Origin of the sequence: Chryseobacterium sp. 2987 (genome assembly GCF_031456375.1) — a bacterium.
In the GTDB taxonomy this organism is placed as follows: Bacteria; Bacteroidota; Bacteroidia; order Flavobacteriales; family Weeksellaceae; genus Chryseobacterium; species Chryseobacterium vaccae.
Genome location: NZ_JAVDUN010000002.1, coordinates 223540 through 243314, shown reverse-complemented (window position 1 = coordinate 243314; position 19775 = coordinate 223540). Strand labels below are relative to the sequence as shown.

The window sequence follows — 19775 nt, the reverse complement described above, 5'->3', positions numbered from 1 at the left end:
TTACTTACGAATTTCAACACTGAATTCTTCAAACGCTTTCATCGGATTTGCATTTCTCATAAAATATTCTCCCATCAGAAAACCTTCAAATCCTTTATCTTTTAAGTAATGAAAATCTTCAATACGGTAAATTCCGCTTTCCGCAACAGATACCGTATCTTTAGGAAGCTGGTCTTTTAGACGGACAGAATGCTGAAGATCAACCTTAAAATCCTTTAAATTTCTGTTATTGATCCCAACCAGGTCGATGTCTGGATTGAAATGTCCAAGTTCCTCTTCTGTATGGATTTCCAGTAATACTTCCAGATCAAGTTGATGGGAGAGTTCTGTGAATTCCTGAACCTGTTGTGGTGAAAGACATGCGGCAATCAGTAAAACGGCATCAGCACCCATACTTTTTGCCTCATAAAACTGATATTCATCAATCATAAAATCTTTTCTGAGGATTGGAATGTTGAGTTGGCTTCTAACATTTAGAATATCATCAAAACTGCCGCCGAAAAAATCTTTATCGGTTAGAATTGAAATTCCGGAAGCTCCGAAATTTTGATACGCTGTTGTTACTTCCAATGGTAAAACCAGGTCATTAATGATTCCTTTGGAAGGTGATTTTCTTTTAAATTCAGCAATAATTCCGCTTTTATTTTGTACAGATTCTTTCAGAGAAAAGCTTTTTCTTCCGAAAAATGCTGAGTCTTTCAGTTGATCTGTTGAAATTTCTGCTTTTGAAACGGCAACTTCTTCTTTTTTTCTCGCAATAATGGTATCCAGGATCGTCATGGGTTTCAATTTATAAGGTATAAAGAGATCATAAGTTTACTTTTAATGTATATGATCAGCCGTTGATCAATAATTCCAGGCTTCTCAATGCTTTTCCACTGTGCAGGCTCTCCTGGGCCAGCTGCAGACTTTCTTCATATGTTCCGAATTTATGGGTGTGGTAAAGGGCAGTGGCTGCATTGGCAAGGACTACTGAATTTTGGGATTCTGTTCCTTTTCCTTCCAGGATATTTCTAAAAATCCGGGCCGATTCTTTTGGGTGTTCACCTCCTTTTATACTTTCCGGAGTGACAGGCTGGAAGCCTAAATCTTCCGCAGAATAAATTTCCTCAGTATTTTGGGTGATCATCTTACTGTCCTGGGTAAGGCTTATTTCATCATAACCGTCCAGTCCGTGCAGAAGAATAAATTCCTGGTTCTCTTTCTGAAGAAGATACTGGTAGATTCTTGCGATTTCCATATTATAAACCCCGATCACGGAATATTTAGGCTTTGCTGGGTTTACCAGTGGTCCTAAGAGATTAAAAAATGTTCTTAGTCCTAAAGCTTTTCTCAAAGCACCCACAGACTGTAGGGCAGGATGAAAATACGGGGCATGAAGAAAGCAGATATTGGCTTTTTCCAGATCATCATTCAGCTGGTCGGAATTATTTTTAAACTGGTATCCCAATTCCTCCATCACGTTGGATGATCCCGTTGTGGCAGATGCTCCGTAATTTCCGTGTTTGGCTACCTTTTGTCCTGCTCCGGCAACGACAAAGCTTGCCAGGGTTGATATGTTGATTGTGTTTTTTCCATCGCCTCCGGTTCCTACAATATCCATTGTATCATCGGTGTAAAGATTGACGGGAACAGCCATCTGCAGCAAAGCTTCTCTAAAGCCTTTCAATTCGTTAAGAGTGATGTTCCTCATCAGAAATACACTGATAAAAGCGGTAACCTCCGCAGAATTGAATTTATTTTGAGCGATCTCAATCATCGTAGCTTTTGCTTCAGATTTAGATAAGGTATGATGATTGAACAGGTATTGAAGAATTTCTTTCATCTGTGGAGTTTTTACGGTTGTTGAAGAAGAGTTTGTCATTCTTTAATCATTTAAGAAATTTCGGATAATAACTTCCCCGTCAGGAGTTAAGATACTTTCAGGGTGAAACTGCACCCCGTGTACGTCATAGGTTTTATGCTGAAGAGCCATGATCATTCCGTCTTTATCTACGGCTGTGATTTCCAGTTCTTCGGGAAAACCTTCGGGATTAACGGCCCAGCTGTGGTATCTTCCGACTTCCAGCCCGCTGGAAAGATTTCTGAAAAGCTTGGTATCTTCTTTTATCAGTTCCGCAGAGGTTGCTACCCCGTGAAAAATTTCAGAAAGATTGATCAGATTTCCTCCAAAAGCTTCAGCAATAGCCTGCTGCCCGAGGCATACTCCTAAAATACTTTTGCTGGGTGCGTATTCCCTGATAAGATCAAGTAAAATCCCTGCTTCTTCAGGAATTCCGGGACCCGGAGAAAGAATGATTTTGTCATATTTTCCGATCTCTTCTAAAGTAATTTCATCATTTCTTACCACATCTACTTTTTGGTTCAGAATTCTTTCGATAATCTGGACAAGGTTATAGGTAAAGCTGTCGTAATTGTCGAAAACGAGAACTTTAGTTGGGATTTGAGAGCTTATATTATTGTTCATTTTTTTATTTTTAATGGTTTGGAAGATGAATTGGAACACTGCATTTTAATTGATCACTAATTTGCCTGCTTTATCTACTGCTTTTTTCAGTGCATTTAATTTATTGTTAACTTCCTGCAGCTCATTTTCAGGTACTGATCTGGCCACAAGCCCGGCTCCGGCTTGATAATACAGGGTATTGTTTTTACTTAGAAAAGTACGGATCATAATGGCCTGATTACAGCCTCCGTTGAGCCCGATCATTCCAATACATCCCCCGTAATAGCCACGGGAATTCTTTTCATACTGATTGATGAGCTGAAGGGCTTTATGTTTTGGAGCACCGCTTAACGTTCCCTGCGGAAAGGTAGCGGAGACCATTTCCAATGGATTGATGTCTTCCTGAATATCAGCGGTAACCTCACTTACCATATGAATGACGTGAGAAAAAAGCTGGATCTCTTTCAGTTTGGTAACAGTTACATTTTTACCTAATTTGCCAAGGTCGTTTCTGGCAAGATCTACCAGCATGGTATGTTCTGCATTTTCTTTAGGATCATTTTTTAATGCTTCAATGGATTGAATATCAGTCTCAAAATCTCCCGTTCTTTTAAAAGTTCCTGCAATAGGATGGATGATAGCCTTTCCGTTTTTAATGATGAGCTGGCTTTCCGGGCTGGAGCCGAATAATTTGTAATTTCCGTAATCAAAAAAGAAAAGATACGGAGAGGGATTGATATTTCTTAAAGCACGGTATACATTGAATTCATCACCTTTAAACTTCTGTTCAAATCGTCTGCTTAGGACCAATTGAAACACATCACCTCTCATACAGTGTTTCTGGGCTGTTTTTACCAGCTCTATATATTCTTCATCGGTAAGATTAGAGGTTTCATCACCGGTTTTTTCAAAAGGGTAGACCGGAGTATTCTGGTTTTTGATCAGATTTTCCAGCAGATAAACTTCAGATTTTATACCGCTGATCTGGTTTTCAATGATATGCATTTCATCATTGTAATGGTTGATGGCAATAACATATTGGTATAATCTATACCGCAGAATGGGAATTTCTACTTCCGGGCTTTGCGGCTTCAGGCTGATGGTCTCAAAAAACTGTACAGCCTCAAAGCTGGTATATCCGAAGAGGCTTTGGGCAGTCTGTTCAACCGGATCTGTGGAAGCTTCACATTCGAAAGTAGTACGAAATTCATCAAATATTTCTGTAATATTCCGGTCTCCTATAAATTGTTTTACGGGATCGGAACCGGGAAGCTTGACTTCAAATTCGCTGAGGTTTTTAACTTCTATTCCGGCTATGGCATTGATGGCAATAAAAGAAAAATTATTATCAATGTTTTTAGAATCCGAGCTTTCCAGAAGGATGGTATCACGGAAACGGTCCCGTATCTGAAGATAAATATTCATCGGGGTATGAAGATCACCCAATGTTTTTTTCGAAACGGTTTTTATTTTAATTTTTTGAATAGACATCTGCTGTTTTTTGTTTATTGAGATTGAATCATAAAAAAAGGCTTCAACGGAATCCGTCAAAGCCTCTATATTGTTTTTGCTTATTTCTATTGTAAAATTAACAACAGGACAATACTTCCAGACCCGACGAAGAGTTTGAAAGCCACCACCACATATTGTTGTTGATATTTAACATGGGACAAATGTAGAAATTTTTTTTGATACAGAAATAAAAAAAATAAAAAAACTTTAATACACTTTACCGGTAGTTTGCCCGGTAATATTGTACCCCTTTCATCCCGACAAACAGCATAAGAACTCCCATGAATCCCAAAAAGACAATTATTAAATATGTGTTTTTCTGATGGGTGTTATTGTAATCATTCACCGTTAAATACTGAAAGTTGTTCTTATGAATTTCAACGATGCTTATGGTGTTTTTGCGTAAATAATTTTCCGGAAACGGAACATTTTCTGATCTTAAAATCTTCCTCCTGAATTCTTTACTTTCAATGAAGAAACTAAGAGTATCATACTGCTTGTTTTCGGACATTAATTCGTGAGTATAAGTTTGATCTATGGAAATACTGCCAATCACGAACTTTATTTCCGGATACTCTTTTAATCTGATAACTAAAGTTTCGCTTCCCCTTTTTCCTTTTTCAATTATAATATTTTCTTTTAAAATTCCTTTTATTTCAGTAATATTATCAAGGGTTATCTGTTGGTTCATAAAAGCCTTGACCGCAATAAAAAAGAAGATGAAACATGAAATGGAACAAATCCAGATCATTTTCAAAATAGTTTTTTTTTCTATAAAGTCTGTTTTCAATAGATAGTGGTTGTAAAGGGGATAAAGGGCAGGTTCAGTTCAAATGATAATTAAAAACTCTGGACTAAATTTAGAATTATTTTTAAATAAGATTTATTGAATTTCATCAAAGGATAAAATATTTGATAATCATGGATGTATTGAGTGAATTTAAACAGACTTTTAACGCTCCAAAACTGCTATCTGGAGCTGTTTGATTCTTTTTTTAATTCCTCAAGTTTATTCTTGTATTCAGGATCGTCATATAACTGTAAATACTCTTCCAAAGCGGCAGAATATTCTTGAATAAATTCTTTATTGGTCCTGTCTGTTTCATATTTTATTCTTGCAGAATTCACCGGAGCCAATTTTTCATATCTGAGCAGATTTTTTCCTGCTTCCGATTGATAATACAGGATGACAATATTTTTTTCATAGCCCGGAATATATTTTACCGGGAATGGCTTTTCTACCTCTGGAATTCTGATCGCATTTTCAATAGGATAAATAGAGGCCGTTGTGGTAGAAAAGAATGTGGGGGTATATTTTCCGTTCTGATTTTTTACAATAGCTTCATAATCATGAATGTACATGTCATTTAATGTGGAGTTGGTCTCAACATCTGAAGTGATAACAGCAATACTTTCTACTCCGTATTGATTTAAAAACCAAGCGTTCAGGTATTGTCCGGCAAAGCCGTTCAGAATAGCCAGCGGCAAAATCGGAGCAAGAAGCCATGCTTTTTTTGTCAGAAATGAAAGCAACCCAAAGAACAGCAGAAGAACGATCACAGTATAAAAACCATGATGGCTGGTGAAAAACAGGATTTTAGAAATGAAAATCATAGTTTAAATTTAAAATTATCTGCGGATATAGCCGTTATAAAATCATTAAATTTCTGTATAAATATCATGAATGTGGACATATGTCATGAGTTTAAACGCTAATTTTTTATATTTTTGTCTAAATTTTATAGAAAAAATAATGAAAAAAGTATTAGCAATCGCATTTATCGGAGGTTTATTGGCTGTTAGCTGTTCTAAAAAACCTGATCACACATTACAGGATAGCAACACCATGCTGCCAGAACCTGATGCTCCAACTGTAGCTGCAGATTCTACAGCTAAACCAGCCGCAACGCCAGCCGCTGCTCCTGCAACTTCCGCTCCTGAAGCTGCTAAAACAGATTCTACAGCGAAAAAATAATGAAAAAATTACTTTTGGCAGGAGTTACAGGATTTCTGATCCTTTCCTGTTCTAAAAAAGAAAATATGGCGGTAGAAAGTATACCATCTGAAACCACTGCGGCTTCAGAGCCTGCAAAATCAGATCTTTCCGGTGAACAGATTATCGGGACATTAGACTGTTCAGGATGCCATGCCGTAAATGAAAGAATGATAGGACCTTCTTATAAGGAGATCGCAGAAAAGTATTCTGATAAGGATATTGAACTTCTGGCTTCCAAGATTATAGAAGGCGGAAGCGGAGTTTGGGGAGGCGTTCCGATGGCTGCCCATCCACAGGTTTCTAAAGAAGATGCCAAAAAAATGGTAGCCTATATTTTAAGCCAGAAAAAATAAAATATGGCCGCTGAAAAATCCAGTCTGCACACAAGAAATCTGCATCGGGATCCTTATGATTTTGAGCAGCTTATTTCTTGTGTGCCGGAACTGAAGCATTATGTTTTTGTAAATACTTACCATACGGCAACTATCAATTTTAGCATTCCTAAAGCTGTAAAATTACTGAACAAAGCCTTACTGTTACATTTTTATAATATCAAAGACTGGGATATTCCGGAGACTAACCTATGTCCTCCTATTCCCGGGCGGGTAGATTACATTCATTATATTGCTGATCTGCTGGCAGAACAATATCCGGAAATTCCGACAGGAAGTTCAGTAAAAGGACTGGATATCGGAACAGGAGCTAATCTGATTTATCCTTTGCTGTCCTATAGGTCTTACGGATGGACAATGACCGGAACGGATATTAATAAGGATTCACTTAAAAATGCACAGCTTATTTTGGACCAGAATCCTGATTTATCATCTTTTATTCATGTGAAGCAACAACCCGATTCCAATCATATATTCAAAAATATTGTTGAGCCTGGTGAGCGGTTTATATTTTCGATGTGTAATCCTCCTTTTCATGATTCTGAAGAATCTGCGTTAAAAGGAAGCGTAAGAAAAAGAAAGGGCTTGGGACAGTCAAAATCCCGGAAGCCTCTGCTTAATTTTGGAGGACAACAGTCCGAATTATGGTGTGAAGGCGGTGAACTGGCCTTTATCTCAAAAATGATTGAGGAGAGTTCTTCTTATTCATCTCAGGTTTTATGGTTTACATGCCTGGTTTCAAAAGGCGATAACCTTTATAAATTAATGACGCTCATCAAAAAAGTGAAAGCCGCTGATTTTAAAATTATCGATATGGCACAGGGGCAAAAAGTCAGCAGAATATTGGCCTGGACATTTGTTCCGGAGAAGGACAGAGCGGGGTTTAAATGTCAATAGTCAATTGTTGTATGTAAAAATTCACAGCAAAGCAGATTCACCATTGCCCATTCACATTTTCAAAAGTCTCTCATCTCTCCGTCTATTATCTCTCATCTCAATAAAAATTCTCCTTCACCACCGTCATTTACTAAATTTCTGATAAAAGACATTGATGGTCAACTCAAAAATGCCTAAATTTGTACGCTTTTAGAAAAATAAGAAATGCAATTATCAGAACAAGAAATCATTAGGAGAGAAAAGCTGAACAAGCTTACTGAAATGGGAATTAATGCGTTCCCTGCGGATGAGTATACCATTACAGATACTACAGAATCTATAAAACAGGATTTTTCTGAAAATAAACAGGTGAAGATCGCTGGTAGATTAATGTCCCGCAGAATTCAGGGAAAGGCTTCTTTTGCAGAATTGCAGGATTCTAAAGGAAAGATTCAGGTTTACTTCAACAGAGACGAAATCTGTTCGGGAGAAGATAAGGAATTATATAACGAAGTGTACAAGCACCTTTTAGATATTGGTGATATCATCGGTATTGAAGGTACTTTGTTTACTACTCAGGTAGGAGAGAAGACGGTTTTAGTAAAGAACTTTACGCTTCTTACTAAGTCACTTCGTCCGCTTCCTCAGCCGAGAACTGATGATAACGGAGTAGTACACGATGGCTTTACAGATCCTGAACTAAGATACAGACAGCGTTATGTAGATTTAACGGTAAATCCTCAGGTGAAAGAAATTTTCGTGAAAAGAACAAAATTGTTCAATGCTATGAGAACATTCTTCAATGATGCAGGATATTTTGAAGTGGAAACACCTATTTTGCAGTCTATTCCAGGAGGAGCAGCTGCAAAACCGTTTATCACGCATCACAATGCTTTAGATATTCCATTATATTTAAGAATTGCTAACGAATTATATCTAAAAAGACTGATTGTTGGAGGATTTGATGGTGTTTATGAGTTCTCGAAAAACTTCAGAAATGAAGGAATGGACAGAACCCACAACCCTGAGTTTACTGCAATGGAAATCTATGTAGCTTATAAAGACTACAACTGGATGATGGATTTCACTGAGAAATTATTGGAGTTCTGTGCCATTCAGGTAAATGGAACTACTACAGCTACGTTTGGAGAGCATAATGTTGATTTCAAAGCTCCATATCCAAGAGTTTCCATGACGGAAGCGATCCTGAAATTTACAGGTTTCGATATTACAGGAAAAACAGAGCAGGAATTATATGATTTCGCGAAGTCTATCGGTATCGAAGTGAACGAAACAATGGGTAAAGGAAAATTAATTGATGAGATCTTCGGCGAAAAATGTGAAGGAAACTTCATCCAACCGACTTTCATTACAGATTACCCGGTTGAAATGTCTCCACTGACTAAGAAACACAGAAGCAAAGAAGGCTTAACGGAACGTTTTGAGTTGATGGTATGCGGAAAAGAAATTGCCAATGCCTATTCAGAGCTTAATGATCCAATTGATCAGAGAGAGCGTTTTGAGGCACAGATGGCTTTGTCAGAAAGAGGAGATGATGAAGCAATGTTCATTGATCAGGACTTCTTAAGAGCCCTTGAATACGGTATGCCGCCAACTTCAGGATTAGGAATAGGTATGGACAGATTGATCATGTTCCTTACCAATAACGCATCCATCCAGGAAGTATTGTTCTTCCCTCAGATGAGACCTGAAAAAACGGTTCCTCAGATTGAATTGGGTGAAGATGAAAAAGTAATTCTTGAAATCCTTAATTCTCAGGAAGAACCAATGGCTTTGACAGAAGTGAAAGACAGATGCCAATTGTCAGGAAAGAAATGGGATAAAGCTTCCAAAACTTTAACGAAAAATAACCTGGTGAAAGTAGAAAAGATTGATGAAAATCTTTTGATGAAACTGGTTTAAAAATAACTTTAAAGAAGTATAAAACGGGCTGCCTCAAATTTGAAGCAGCCCGTTTTTATGTAGTAACGGCTACATATCGTTTCTGATATTCTGCATGATAATAATAAAAGGAAAATAACTTTAAGATGTTATCATACTCTTCAAAATTCATTGATTTTCTTTTTTCCATTTCCGAAGCTGTGCCCTGAAATTCTTAAATGGAGCTGCAGTGTTAATATGGATCCATTTCCAAATTGGCCATTTTGCAGGAGTGGTTGCCCATTTTCTCTGTTCCGGAAGAAATAAGGTTTCATGATCAAGATTTTCTATCCATTGGACAATCTCATCTACTTGTTTTCTCAGAAGATCTCTTTGCTGCTTCAGGCTGTAAGAACTGTATTTTTCGTAAAAAGATTCATATAACCCTTTTAAATTATTCCATTTGTATTCCGATGTGGGAGTTTTTACTTCAATACCTTTCTGCTCATCAGATTCCCATTGTAAAAGAAGACTAGTCCAGCCCAGCTGATAGGAAATATTTTGAGCAGGTGTTTTATCAACTCCCGGTTTCAGCAGATCTTTTTCTTCTTCTTTGATATCGTTGAATTCCTGATCATAAAGCAGGTAATTCTTTTTTATGGTATCAATCAGATCCGTCTTATTTTCGTATTGAATCATATTCTTATTTATTTTCTCTGTTTGCTGAATGAAGCCATCAGATAAAACAAAAACGGAAGAATAAACAGAGAACCCAGCATCAGAGCCCATCCTAAAGCTGAGATGGTTTTAGGAGGAGCTGTATGAGCCAGTAATGAAAGGTGCTGTCCGTTTCCTAATAAAATGATATCCGGATTGTGCTGATAGGTAGCGGCAACAAGGATCATCACCATCTGGAAACCTGCAAGAGCGCGTACCGGAAGCAGTTTTTGTGTATTCATAGCCCGAAGAATAAGCAATAAGGCAATGGTCGCAAAAGCAATCGCCATAATTCCCAAAGGCTTTGAAAATACCCACATCAAAAGAGGAATGTCTGAAAGATAGGCGGTTAAAAATACCAATGCCCCCGTGATGACCACAAAGATCATGGTCTGTTTGGATTTTCTGATCATCAGGAGCAGGTCTGCTTTATCTCGCGTCTCTCTTAATGAGAATATAGAAGCCAGATAAGCGCAAAGGGCTACAGTAAATAATCCCACAGAAACCCCGAACCAGTTCAGCCAGCTGAAAATATACAGATCCAGAAAACCAACGGCATCAGGATTGATAGAATATGAAACGGTAGCTGCAGCAATCAGACCCAGAAAAAAGGGGGTCAGAAGACTGGCATAATAAAAGATTTGGGTATATAAAACCTGCCAGTTGTCTTTCACAGCATCATAATGTCTGAATGTGAAGGCTGTTCCTCTTGCTATAATTCCCAAAAGCATTAGTACCAACGGAATATGAAGATACGTAGACATTGTAGTGTAAATTTCAGGAAAACCTACAAAAAGAATCACAATAGCGATGATCAGCCACATATGATTGGCCTCCCATACCGGAGCAATGGATTCATACATGATCTCTTCCGTTTTATGACGGGCTTTTTTATGGGTAAAAAGTTCTACAATTCCGGCTCCGAAATCGGCTCCGCCTAAAATAATATAAAGACAGATAGAAAGCCAGAGAAAACCTATAACAATGTAGATCATGATTTTTTGTTTTTATCGTTAAACTGAGGATCGGTAGGATCATAAAGCTTCGGTACCATCTGGATTTGTCTTCTCAGCAGGAAAATAATAATCAGGGATAATGAAACGAAAATGGCAGTAAAGAAATAAAAAGAATACTGTATTCCCGGCATTGGAGTTACGGCATCTATTGTTCTCATCACTCCGTAAATAATCCATGGCTGGCGTCCTACTTCAGTAACTGTCCATCCTGCTTCTAAAGCAATATATCCAAAAGGAGTCGCAATCAGAAATGTTTTTAAAAGCCAGTTTTTGGTGAGCCATTCTTTCCTGAAAAAATGAGCATACAGGTAAACGGCTCCAATACATATCATGACCACCCCAAAGAAGATCATAATCTGAAAAGCATAATGGGTAACAGCAATTGGAGGCCATTCATCTCTTGGGAAATCATTCAGACCCTTCACCTCGGAGTTGAAGTCATTGCTTACCAGAAAACTCAAAACTTTAGGGATCTTTATAGCATATTTTATTTCACCTTTTTCTTCATCAGGAATACCTCCAATAACAAATGCCGCTCCTTTTTCAGTTTCAAAATGAGCTTCCATTGCAGCAAGTTTAATAGGTTGTCTTTCAGCAACAGATTTGGCGGCAACATCACCGCTTAAAGGGGCTCCGAATGCCCCTATTAATGCAAAACCGGCAGCTATTCTGAATGCTTTGGTATGAAATTCCACATTTTTCTTCTTCATAATCAGAAAAGCATGCACCCCGGCTACCGCAAATCCTGTAGCGCAAAATGCAGCAACAGTCATATGAAGTGCCTGCGGAAACCACGCATCATTGAACATTGCTTTGATTGGGTCAATATTCAGATACTGTCCGTTGATATAATCGAATCCGGAAGGAGAATTCATCCATGCATTGGCTGCAACCACCAGAATTCCGGAAGCCAAACCACTTAACCCTACAAGAAATCCGCAGAACCAGTGAAACCATTTGTTGAACTTCTCCCATCCATATAAAAAGAATCCTATCGCAATAGCTTCAATAAAAAATGCTGTTCCCTCTAAAGAAAACGGCATTCCGAATATAGGTCCGGCATGTTTCATAAATCCGGGCCAGAGAAGCCCCAGCTCAAAGGATAACATTGTTCCGGAAACGGCCCCAGTTGCAAACAGGATCGCAACACCTTTACTCCAGGCTTTAGTGAGCCCTTTATATACTTCATTATTGGTCTTAAGGTATTTCCAGTGAGCGAAAGCCATCAGAAAAGGCATGACCATTCCCACACAGGCGAAAATGATATGGAAACCTAGTGATATGGCCATCTGCGCACGGGCGGCAATAAAATCATCCATAATATCAACTTTTGAGTAAATAAATTTACGGATAAATTATTGATGATGAATATGATTTACAACAGCATGAATTTTAGAAATCGGTTTTAACTTTGGTATTTTTTGAGAATAAAACTATATTTGCCAAAATTAAAAACACATAACCATGGAAAAAAGACTCATTCTGGCGGCAGCCTTATGCTTTTCATCTGTATTGTATTCTCAATTATCTTTAACGAAAGATGCCTCTTATGGAACGAATGGTACAATAGATTTTACCGTAAATAATAGTAACGACCTTGTATGGAACAGACATTACGTGACTTCTGACAATTATGTTGTAATCTGCCCATTAGATGCTGCTTCTAATGCCAATTTTATGACCTATGATGCCAATGGAACGCTGCTAAGTACGATAACATTGCCTGCACAGGGTGATGCTTCTGTTTTATATGCTGATAGTAATACTGTATATCCGGTTGCTGATGGTAAATTATATAAGTATTCAATCAATGGAAGTGCTGATCCTTCATTTGGTAATAATGGAGAGTTGCTGATCGGTAGTAACTTTTCTGCGACCAACTATTCAACAGCATCTTATCTTTCTGATGGTAAAATCTTAGTACGAAATCAGGATAGCTTTACAAGGTTTAACGCTAATGGAGCTGTTGATATCTCATATGGTAATAACGGAACCGTAAATATTACAGCAGCTTCACCATCTTCCTCTGTTCTTAATGAGGGAATCAACAGTACTTATTTTTTTGAAAACTCAGGAGGAAGGAGAAAAATTAATGTAAATACAGGAGCTCTGGATGTATCGTATGGAAACAATGGATATTCGGTATACTCCAACCAATCGGGATATGTTCCCTTTGATCCGGAAGCGGTGACTAATAATTTTGAAATTTTTACACTTCTTTTTAAGAATGGAAGCAGTTTTGATTACGCACTTTCCAAGACTAAAAATGACGGAAATATTGATAATGCTTTTGGAAACTCAGGAATTGTGAGTCTTCCTCAGACATTCAATAACAAAGTTCTTTATTATGGATTAACAATGGGAATGGATGACTACAATAACAATGTTTTTCTTCCTTTAACAGTAAGACAGCAGCAAGGAGATGATACTGATGCTAAAGTAGGATTTTCATGTTATGCAGCCGCAGGAAACCTTATTAAAATTAACGGATCTGATATTTTTGAATCTGATATCCCAGGAAATAGCAATAATATAAGCGTTGAAGTAAAAGGTAATTACTTATATCTGTTTACTCAGACTTCCGTAAGCCGATATATTATCAGCGGAGGAACATTAAATCTTAAAGAAAGGATTACAGACTATAACCAGATTCATTTTAACAATCCATTCAGTAGCGAGATTATTCTGAATTCAAAAGAAAAGATAAAACAAATAGAAATTTATGATGGAAATGGCCGTTTAATGTTGAAAGAAAAAGGACAGGATCGTATTAATACCACTCAACTGAACACAGGGATTTATCTGATTAAATTCATAACAGAATCCAATAAAATTATTTCCAGACAGGCAATAAAAAATTGATTCTTAAATGGTAATGATTTTTGTGAATTACTCTAAAAACACAAGCAGGCTCAGGTCTGCTTTTTTTATGCTGATAACAATACTTTTTTGACATTTTTTAACTTTCATACCTCGAAAAAAATCACGATATTTGTAGGTCTTTGCATTTGGCAGGATTTAATAATTTAATATGAGTCAGAAACAATATACAGCTAGTAGTATTCAGGCATTGGAAGGAATGGAGCACGTTCGTATGCGTCCTTCAATGTACATTGGTGATGTAGGGACAAGAGGTCTCCATCATTTGGTTTATGAAGTAGTAGATAACTCTATTGACGAAGCGTTGGCAGGATACTGTGATACGATCTTTGTTGCTATTAAAGAAAGAAACGGAATTGAAGTAAGCGATAACGGTAGAGGTATTCCTGTGGATTTCCACGAAAAAGAGCAGAAATCAGCTCTTGAAGTTGTAATGACAAAAATCGGGGCCGGAGGAAAGTTTGATAAAGATTCTTACAAGGTTTCAGGAGGTCTTCACGGAGTAGGGGTATCGTGTGTGAATGCACTTTCCAACGAAATGATCACTACCGTTTACAGAGACGGAAATGTTTATCAGCAGATATATTCCAAAGGAAAAGCACAAACCGAAGTTGAAGAAATAGGAAACAGTGACAAAAGAGGAACAAAACAGTTTTTCCAGCCTGATGATACTATTTTTACAGAATTAGTTTACAACTATGATACTTTAGCCAACCGTTTAAGAGAACTTTCTTACCTTAATAAAGGAATTACCATTACCCTTACCGATGAAAGAGAAACTTTGGAAGACGGTTCTTTCAGATCAGAGATTTTTCATTCTGAAGGTGGTTTAAAAGAGTTTGTAGCCTACATCGACGGAAACAGAGAGTCAATCATGGAGAATGTAATCTTCATGGAAGGCGAAAGAGATGATATTCCGGTAGAAGTAGCGATGCGTTACAACACTTCTTTCAATGAGAACCTGCATTCTTACGTGAACAATATCAACACTCATGAAGGAGGAACTCACCTGGCAGGTTTCAGACGTGCTTTGACGAGGACCCTTAAAAAATATGCTGATGATCTGGGAATTCCACAGAAAGAAAAAGTAGACATTACCGGAGATGACTTCCGTGAAGGTTTAACAGCAGTAGTTTCTGTAAAAGTAATGGAACCTCAGTTTGAGGGACAGACCAAAACTAAACTTGGAAACTCTGAAGTTTCAGGAGCGGTAGATAAGATTGTTGGAGAAATGTTGACCAACTTCCTTGAAGAAAATCCTAATGAAGCAAAATTAATCGTACAGAAGGTTGTTTTGGCTGCAAAAGCAAGACAGGCTGCGAAAAAAGCCCGTGAAATGGTTCAGAGAAAATCTCCGATGGGAGGTTCCGGACTTCCGGGAAAACTTTCTGACTGTTCATCCAAAGACCCGGCTGAATCTGAACTATTCTTAGTAGAGGGAGATTCCGCAGGTGGAACTGCAAAACAAGGAAGAGACCGACATTTTCAGGCGATCCTGCCTTTGAGAGGTAAGATCCTGAATGTAGAAAAATCTATGCTTCATAAAGTATATGATAACGAAGAAATCAAAAATATTTATACCGCGCTTGGCGTTTCTGTAGGAACAGAAGAAGACAGCAAAGCATTGAATATGGTTAAATTGAGATACCACAAAATTGTCATCATGACCGATGCCGATATCGATGGATCTCACATCTCTACCCTGATTCTTACGTTCTTCTTCAGATACATGAAAGAGCTTATTGAAAACGGATATATTTATATTGCCCAGCCGCCTTTATATCTATTGAAGAAAGGAAACAAGAAAATATATGCTTACAACGAAAAAGAGCGTGAAGAATTTACTTTGGAGATGTCTCCGGATGGAAAAGGAGTAGAAGTACAGCGTTACAAGGGGCTTGGAGAAATGAATCCTGAACAGCTTTGGGAAACAACCCTGAACCCTGAACACAGAATCTTAAAGCAGGTAACCATTGATAATGCAGTAGAAGCAGACAGTATTTTCTCTATGCTGATGGGGGATGAAGTTCCACCAAGAAGAGAATTTATTGAGAAAAATGCAAAATATGCTAAGATTGACGCGTAATCGTTGAAAAATATAAATTAAAAAGGCTTCAGAAATGAAGTCTTTTTTTTATAAATATTATTCCCGATTAAAATAAAAAAATTAACAGTTATTAAGAATTTACTATTTTTGCACAATTTTAATAACTATGATGAAATTTTTGATCTTGGGGGCATTATCCACAGCCTCAATATATTTCGCCCAGACCTATCCGGTTTCTGCAATCCCCGAAAATTTAAAGAAGAATGCCGATGTTGTCATCAGAAAGGATTTCACAACCATTCAGATCAATAAAATTGATGAAATACAGTATACCAACAATACTGTAACAACTGTTCTGAACAAAGAAGGAGATTCCAAAGCTACAGCATATATTCCCTATAAAAAAGGAGATAATATTTCCGAAGTAAAAGTTACAGTGTATGACGAGAGTGGAAAGAAAGTAAAAAGCTTTTCAAAATCTGATTTCGGAGATTTTGCAAATAACGGACAGGGAGTATTTTATTCAGACAGCAGAGTTTTAGTTTTGTCGTATACTCCGGCTCAATATCCGTATACGATTGATTTCTCTTATAAGACTGAATTAGAGAATACTATTTTTATTCCTGATTTTATGCCATTTTCTTCAACCAATACCTCTTTGGAAGAGAGCCAGTTTAAAATCATCAATAAATCAGGCATTGAGCTGAGAACTAAAACCTATCCGTCAAAATATGACTATACATCCGTTTCATATAATGATAATGGAAGTGAAAAGATTTACTCCTATAAAAATGTTCCGGCTATCGATAATGTGCCGATGTTGCCCCAGCCTGTGAAAATTTTACCCAAAGTAAGTTTTGCGCTTTCTAAATTCAATCTAGAGGGAAAACAGGGAACTTTAAATAACTGGACCGATTTCGGAACCTGGTATTATAATAATCTTGTTGAACCGGTTTCTATAGCTACTCCTGCCATTAAAGCTGAGGTTGAAGCTTTGAAGCTGACAGGTTCTACTGAGGAAAAAGTGAAGAAGCTTTTCCAGCATATGCAATCGAAAACCCGCTATATATTTGTAGGACTTGGGATTGGCGGATGGCTTCCGATGCTTCCTGATGAAGTTCAGAAGAAAGGTTATGGAGACTGTAAAGGCCTTACCAATTATATGAAAACCTTGCTGAATGAGGCAGGAATTCCTTCCAATTATTGTGTAATTAACTCCGGTTCGTCACAGATCTCCTTCGATCCTGATTTCCCTGCAATGGGAGGAAATCATGCTATTCTTATGGTTCCGACTGAAAAAGGAAATATCTGGCTTGAAAATACCTCCCAGCAGATTGCTTTCAACCATTTGAGTTATAGCACAACAGATAGAAATGTTCTGGCCGTAACAAAAAAAGGAATAGAACTCATCAATACTCCTTCCTATACAGCCGAGCAGAATACTGAAAAACAGAAAATTAAAATCAGTCTTAACGAAGATAATAGTATTAATGGTGAGGCTCAATTCGCTTACACCGGAAGTCAGTATGACTTTAACCTGTCCTACGCCTATCGGTCCCCGAAGGAGAAAATAGAAACCGTGAAAGACAGATTTGATGTCTTAAATTTTGAAAAAGTTGAGGTGAAAAATTTTGTCAATGATAAAGATAATGCCTCTATCAAGTTTGATTTAGATTTTAAAGCAGGAAATTATTCTAAAAATGTAGGAAGCGGATTGATTTTCAGAGCGGTACCTATTTTCAGCAATTACAACTACAAAGCCGATGAAAAAAGAGAGCTTCCGTTTGAAGTAGGACAGTCCTATGAAGATCAATATGAGATCAGCTTTGCTATTCCAAAAAACTATAAAGTAGATGAGATTCCTGATACTGTACAGATTAATTCTGAATTTGGAACTTATAAATTGAATATTGCCAAAAGTGATAATGAAGTAAAAGTCACCAGACTTATTAAAATGAACAAAGGCTTATTCCCGAAGGAAAAGTATAATGAGTATATGAACTTTAGAAAGAAAATCGTCAACGGAGACAATTCAAAAATTTTAGTAACAAAAATATAAAACATACCCATGAAGAAAGTCTTATTATTGGCCTTTTGCTATTGCAATTTGGCATTAGTCAGCGGTCAGAAACGCCAATTCCTGGATCCTCCTAAATTTAACAATGAGGACCTGAGTAAAACAAAATCTGCTTTGGATGAGAATGCTCCGGCTGAAATTTTATACAGATCAGTTCATTATTATATTGACGGAACTAAAGGAGAATTCCACAAAAATGTGGTCTGTAGAGTGAAAATCTATGATAAAGATAAGGCCGAGGACTGGCTTAACCTTGAAATACCATTGTATCAAAACTCTAGTGCCAGAGAAACCCTGAATAAAATAAAAGCCTTTACCTATAACCTTGAAAATGGCAATCCCGTTTCTATCAAAGTGGATAAAAGCTCAAAGTATAAAAGTAAAGAAAGTAAATATACCACTGTCACAAAATTTGCATTTCCTAATGTGAAGAACGGTTCTATAATAGAATATCAGTATGAGGTTTTATCGCCTTTCTTGTATTCAATACCACAAACCTTGATAGAAAGCGATACTCCTTCACTATATACAGAATATGTCTTGGACAGCCCGGTCAATATTTCATATAATGTGAATTATACAGGATCTTTAATGCCAAAATACAGAATGGTTGAAGATAAACTGATGAATGGTATGGAGTATAAGACTTACAGATTAGGTTTTGAAAACTTAAAAGGGTTTAAAACGGAGAAGTTTGTGAAGAATGACAGGAATTACCGTACTAAAATAAGCGCAGAACTTCATTCTACCAATATCGGACAGTTGAAATTATACTCCTCATCCTGGGAAGAAATTAAAGAAAAGCTCTATAGTGACGATGATTTTGGTGGAGAATTAAAAAAGACAAGATTGGCAAAAGAAAATATGCCTGCTCATATTGCCGGATTAAAAACAGATGAAGAAAAAGCAAATGCGATTTTCGATTATGTAAAAAATACCTTTACCTGGAATAATGACAGAGGAATTTATACAGAGGAGGGATTGAAAAAATTAATAGAGACCAAAACAGGAAATGCAGCCGAAATCAATCTGTTCCTGGTGATGATGCTTAGGGAAGCAGGTATTAAAGCAGATCCGCTTCTTATTTCTACAGTAGATAACGGGTTGATTAACCTGGCATCTCCAAGTCTTATGAGTGTCAACTTTGTGCTGGCTGCAGTAAGCAATAAAGAAGGTTATAACCTGTATGATGCTACGTCAAAGCAGTCTTCAATGAATAATCTTCCTCCCAGAGACTGGAATGAGTACGGAATTTTGATGGCAAAAGATAAAGCACGGCAGATGCAGGTGTCAAATGCTACAGCGAGTCTCAATTATCTTATGGCTAATGCCAAGATTAATGATGATGGCAGTATTTCAGGAACTTATACTGATAAAGATACCGGAACTTATGGAATGTTTGCTAAGGAAAGTTATGATGAAAATGCTGAAAAATATAAAAAGCAGTACAAAGAAAATTTCTCAATAGATTTTACAGATATCAACTGTAAAGTTTTGGATAAGGGAGAATTTGAAAGCACGATGAAATTCACCTCTGAGAACCTGATAGACAAAATAGGAAAAAAAATGATCATCAATCCTATGCTTTTCCTGGGAAAAACTTCCAATGAATTTGATCAGACAGAAGCAAGAAAATATCCTATTGATTTAATATCTGCTTTTGCCAAAATAAAAAAAATCACTTTGGAAATTCCGGAAGGGTATACTATTGAAGAAATGCCAAAGAGCAAAAAGATTGTTACAGATGATAAAGAAATAGAGTATAGCTATACTGCCGATTTGAAAGGGAATAAGCTGGAGGTGACTTCAGTCATCAAAATTGCAAGCCCGGATTATCCTAAAGAATATTATCCTGCATTTAAACAAATCTGGAACACTGCTTCAAAAAGTGAAAATCAGGTGATCAGCCTGATTAAAAAATCTTAGTATTCAGAT

17 protein-coding genes are annotated in these 19775 nt (G+C 37.1%); 8 read left to right on the top strand and 9 right to left on the bottom strand.

Features of this window, described 5'->3' with window-relative positions; all coding sequences use genetic code 11:
* The 6 genes from trpC to J2Y40_RS06120 all read right to left on the bottom strand — a co-directional run bounded on the left by trpC (position 1) and on the right by J2Y40_RS06120 (position 5572).
* Positions 1-780 (bottom strand): indole-3-glycerol phosphate synthase TrpC, encoded by a 780-nt coding sequence (trpC, locus tag J2Y40_RS06145; RefSeq protein WP_309997794.1) that lies wholly within the window; start codon positions 778-780, stop codon positions 1-3.
* A 55-nt stretch (positions 781-835) separates the two neighbouring features.
* Positions 836-1825, bottom strand: coding sequence for an anthranilate phosphoribosyltransferase (gene trpD / locus J2Y40_RS06140; protein WP_309998594.1), 990 nt, complete (start codon positions 1823-1825; stop codon positions 836-838).
* 42 nt (positions 1826-1867) lie between these two features.
* Positions 1868-2467 (bottom strand): aminodeoxychorismate/anthranilate synthase component II, encoded by a 600-nt coding sequence (locus J2Y40_RS06135; protein WP_153399607.1) that lies wholly within the window; start codon positions 2465-2467, stop codon positions 1868-1870.
* A 45-nt stretch (positions 2468-2512) separates the two neighbouring features.
* Entirely contained in the window at positions 2513-3937 is a 1425-nt protein-coding gene (locus J2Y40_RS06130; RefSeq protein WP_309997791.1) for an anthranilate synthase component I family protein, read from the bottom strand.
* Between the two features lie 238 nt (positions 3938-4175).
* Positions 4176-4709, bottom strand: a complete 534-nt coding sequence (locus J2Y40_RS06125; protein ID WP_309997789.1) for a hypothetical protein — start codon at positions 4707-4709, stop codon at positions 4176-4178.
* 218 nt (positions 4710-4927) lie between these two features.
* Positions 4928-5572, bottom strand: coding sequence for a hypothetical protein (locus J2Y40_RS06120; protein WP_309997786.1), 645 nt, complete (start codon positions 5570-5572; stop codon positions 4928-4930).
* Between the two features lie 139 nt (positions 5573-5711).
* Between J2Y40_RS06120 and J2Y40_RS06115 the strand changes: the two genes are divergently transcribed.
* The 4 genes from J2Y40_RS06115 (at position 5712) to lysS (ending at position 9145) form a co-directional block, all read left to right on the top strand.
* Entirely contained in the window at positions 5712-5933 is a 222-nt protein-coding gene (locus tag J2Y40_RS06115) for a hypothetical protein (RefSeq protein ID WP_153399615.1), read from the top strand.
* Positions 5933-6307, top strand: coding sequence for a c-type cytochrome (locus J2Y40_RS06110; RefSeq protein ID WP_309997784.1), 375 nt, complete (start codon positions 5933-5935; stop codon positions 6305-6307). The genes J2Y40_RS06115 and J2Y40_RS06110 overlap by 1 nt, the downstream gene beginning before the upstream one ends.
* A gap of 3 nt (positions 6308-6310) precedes the next feature.
* The gene (gene rlmF, locus J2Y40_RS06105) at positions 6311-7243 is read left to right on the top strand and encodes a 23S rRNA (adenine(1618)-N(6))-methyltransferase RlmF (protein ID WP_153399619.1); all 933 of its coding nucleotides are present in this window, start codon (positions 6311-6313) and stop codon (positions 7241-7243) included.
* Between the two features lie 204 nt (positions 7244-7447).
* Entirely contained in the window at positions 7448-9145 is a 1698-nt protein-coding gene (gene lysS, locus J2Y40_RS06100; protein WP_309997782.1) for a lysine--tRNA ligase, read from the top strand.
* Between the two features lie 147 nt (positions 9146-9292).
* Here the strand turns inward: lysS and J2Y40_RS06095 are convergent, their stop codons facing one another.
* Genes J2Y40_RS06095 through J2Y40_RS06085 form a run of 3 tightly spaced genes read right to left on the bottom strand, consistent with a single transcriptional unit; the run spans position 9293 to position 12155 of the window.
* A complete protein-coding gene (locus tag J2Y40_RS06095) occupies positions 9293-9802 on the bottom strand; it encodes a ClbS/DfsB family four-helix bundle protein (RefSeq protein WP_309997780.1) in 510 nt (169 codons plus the stop codon).
* 8 nt (positions 9803-9810) lie between these two features.
* Entirely contained in the window at positions 9811-10815 is a 1005-nt protein-coding gene (locus J2Y40_RS06090) for a cytochrome d ubiquinol oxidase subunit II (protein WP_309997778.1), read from the bottom strand.
* A complete protein-coding gene (locus J2Y40_RS06085) occupies positions 10812-12155 on the bottom strand; it encodes a cytochrome ubiquinol oxidase subunit I (RefSeq protein WP_153399626.1) in 1344 nt (447 codons plus the stop codon). Before J2Y40_RS06085 ends, J2Y40_RS06090 begins: the two co-directional genes overlap by 4 nt.
* A gap of 145 nt (positions 12156-12300) precedes the next feature.
* Here J2Y40_RS06085 and J2Y40_RS06080 point away from each other — a divergent pair, with 145 nt between their 5' ends.
* The 4 genes from J2Y40_RS06080 (at position 12301) to J2Y40_RS06065 (ending at position 19766) form a co-directional block, all read left to right on the top strand.
* Positions 12301-13698, top strand: a complete 1398-nt coding sequence (locus tag J2Y40_RS06080) for a T9SS type A sorting domain-containing protein (protein ID WP_309997776.1) — start codon at positions 12301-12303, stop codon at positions 13696-13698.
* A gap of 169 nt (positions 13699-13867) precedes the next feature.
* Entirely contained in the window at positions 13868-15802 is a 1935-nt protein-coding gene (gene gyrB, locus J2Y40_RS06075) for a DNA topoisomerase (ATP-hydrolyzing) subunit B (RefSeq protein WP_153399628.1), read from the top strand.
* A 127-nt stretch (positions 15803-15929) separates the two neighbouring features.
* Positions 15930-17822, top strand: coding sequence for a DUF3857 domain-containing protein (locus J2Y40_RS06070; protein ID WP_309997773.1), 1893 nt, complete (start codon positions 15930-15932; stop codon positions 17820-17822).
* A 9-nt stretch (positions 17823-17831) separates the two neighbouring features.
* Positions 17832-19766, top strand: a complete 1935-nt coding sequence (locus tag J2Y40_RS06065) for a transglutaminase domain-containing protein (RefSeq protein ID WP_309997770.1) — start codon at positions 17832-17834, stop codon at positions 19764-19766.
* Positions 19767-19775: the final 9 nt, after the last annotated feature.

Coding starts and splice junctions, on each gene's coding strand:
- trpC (WP_309997794.1), bottom strand. CDS start 780: ATGACGATCCTGGATACCATTATTGCGAGAAAAAAAGAAGAAGTTGCC.
- J2Y40_RS06080 (WP_309997776.1), top strand. CDS start 12,301: ATGGAAAAAAGACTCATTCTGGCGGCAGCCTTATGCTTTTCATCTGTA.
- J2Y40_RS06125 (WP_309997789.1), bottom strand. CDS start 4,709: ATGATCTGGATTTGTTCCATTTCATGTTTCATCTTCTTTTTTATTGCG.
- J2Y40_RS06115 (WP_153399615.1), top strand. CDS start 5,712: ATGAAAAAAGTATTAGCAATCGCATTTATCGGAGGTTTATTGGCTGTT.
- J2Y40_RS06120 (WP_309997786.1), bottom strand. CDS start 5,572: ATGATTTTCATTTCTAAAATCCTGTTTTTCACCAGCCATCATGGTTTT.
- J2Y40_RS06090 (WP_309997778.1), bottom strand. CDS start 10,815: ATGATCTACATTGTTATAGGTTTTCTCTGGCTTTCTATCTGTCTTTAT.
- J2Y40_RS06130 (WP_309997791.1), bottom strand. CDS start 3,937: ATGTCTATTCAAAAAATTAAAATAAAAACCGTTTCGAAAAAAACATTG.
- J2Y40_RS06135 (WP_153399607.1), bottom strand. CDS start 2,467: ATGAACAATAATATAAGCTCTCAAATCCCAACTAAAGTTCTCGTTTTC.
- J2Y40_RS06110 (WP_309997784.1), top strand. CDS start 5,933: ATGAAAAAATTACTTTTGGCAGGAGTTACAGGATTTCTGATCCTTTCC.
- J2Y40_RS06085 (WP_153399626.1), bottom strand. CDS start 12,155: ATGGATGATTTTATTGCCGCCCGTGCGCAGATGGCCATATCACTAGGT.
- J2Y40_RS06070 (WP_309997773.1), top strand. CDS start 15,930: ATGATGAAATTTTTGATCTTGGGGGCATTATCCACAGCCTCAATATAT.
- gyrB (WP_153399628.1), top strand. CDS start 13,868: ATGAGTCAGAAACAATATACAGCTAGTAGTATTCAGGCATTGGAAGGA.
- J2Y40_RS06065 (WP_309997770.1), top strand. CDS start 17,832: ATGAAGAAAGTCTTATTATTGGCCTTTTGCTATTGCAATTTGGCATTA.
- J2Y40_RS06095 (WP_309997780.1), bottom strand. CDS start 9,802: ATGATTCAATACGAAAATAAGACGGATCTGATTGATACCATAAAAAAG.
- rlmF (WP_153399619.1), top strand. CDS start 6,311: ATGGCCGCTGAAAAATCCAGTCTGCACACAAGAAATCTGCATCGGGAT.
- lysS (WP_309997782.1), top strand. CDS start 7,448: ATGCAATTATCAGAACAAGAAATCATTAGGAGAGAAAAGCTGAACAAG.
- trpD (WP_309998594.1), bottom strand. CDS start 1,825: ATGAAAGAAATTCTTCAATACCTGTTCAATCATCATACCTTATCTAAA.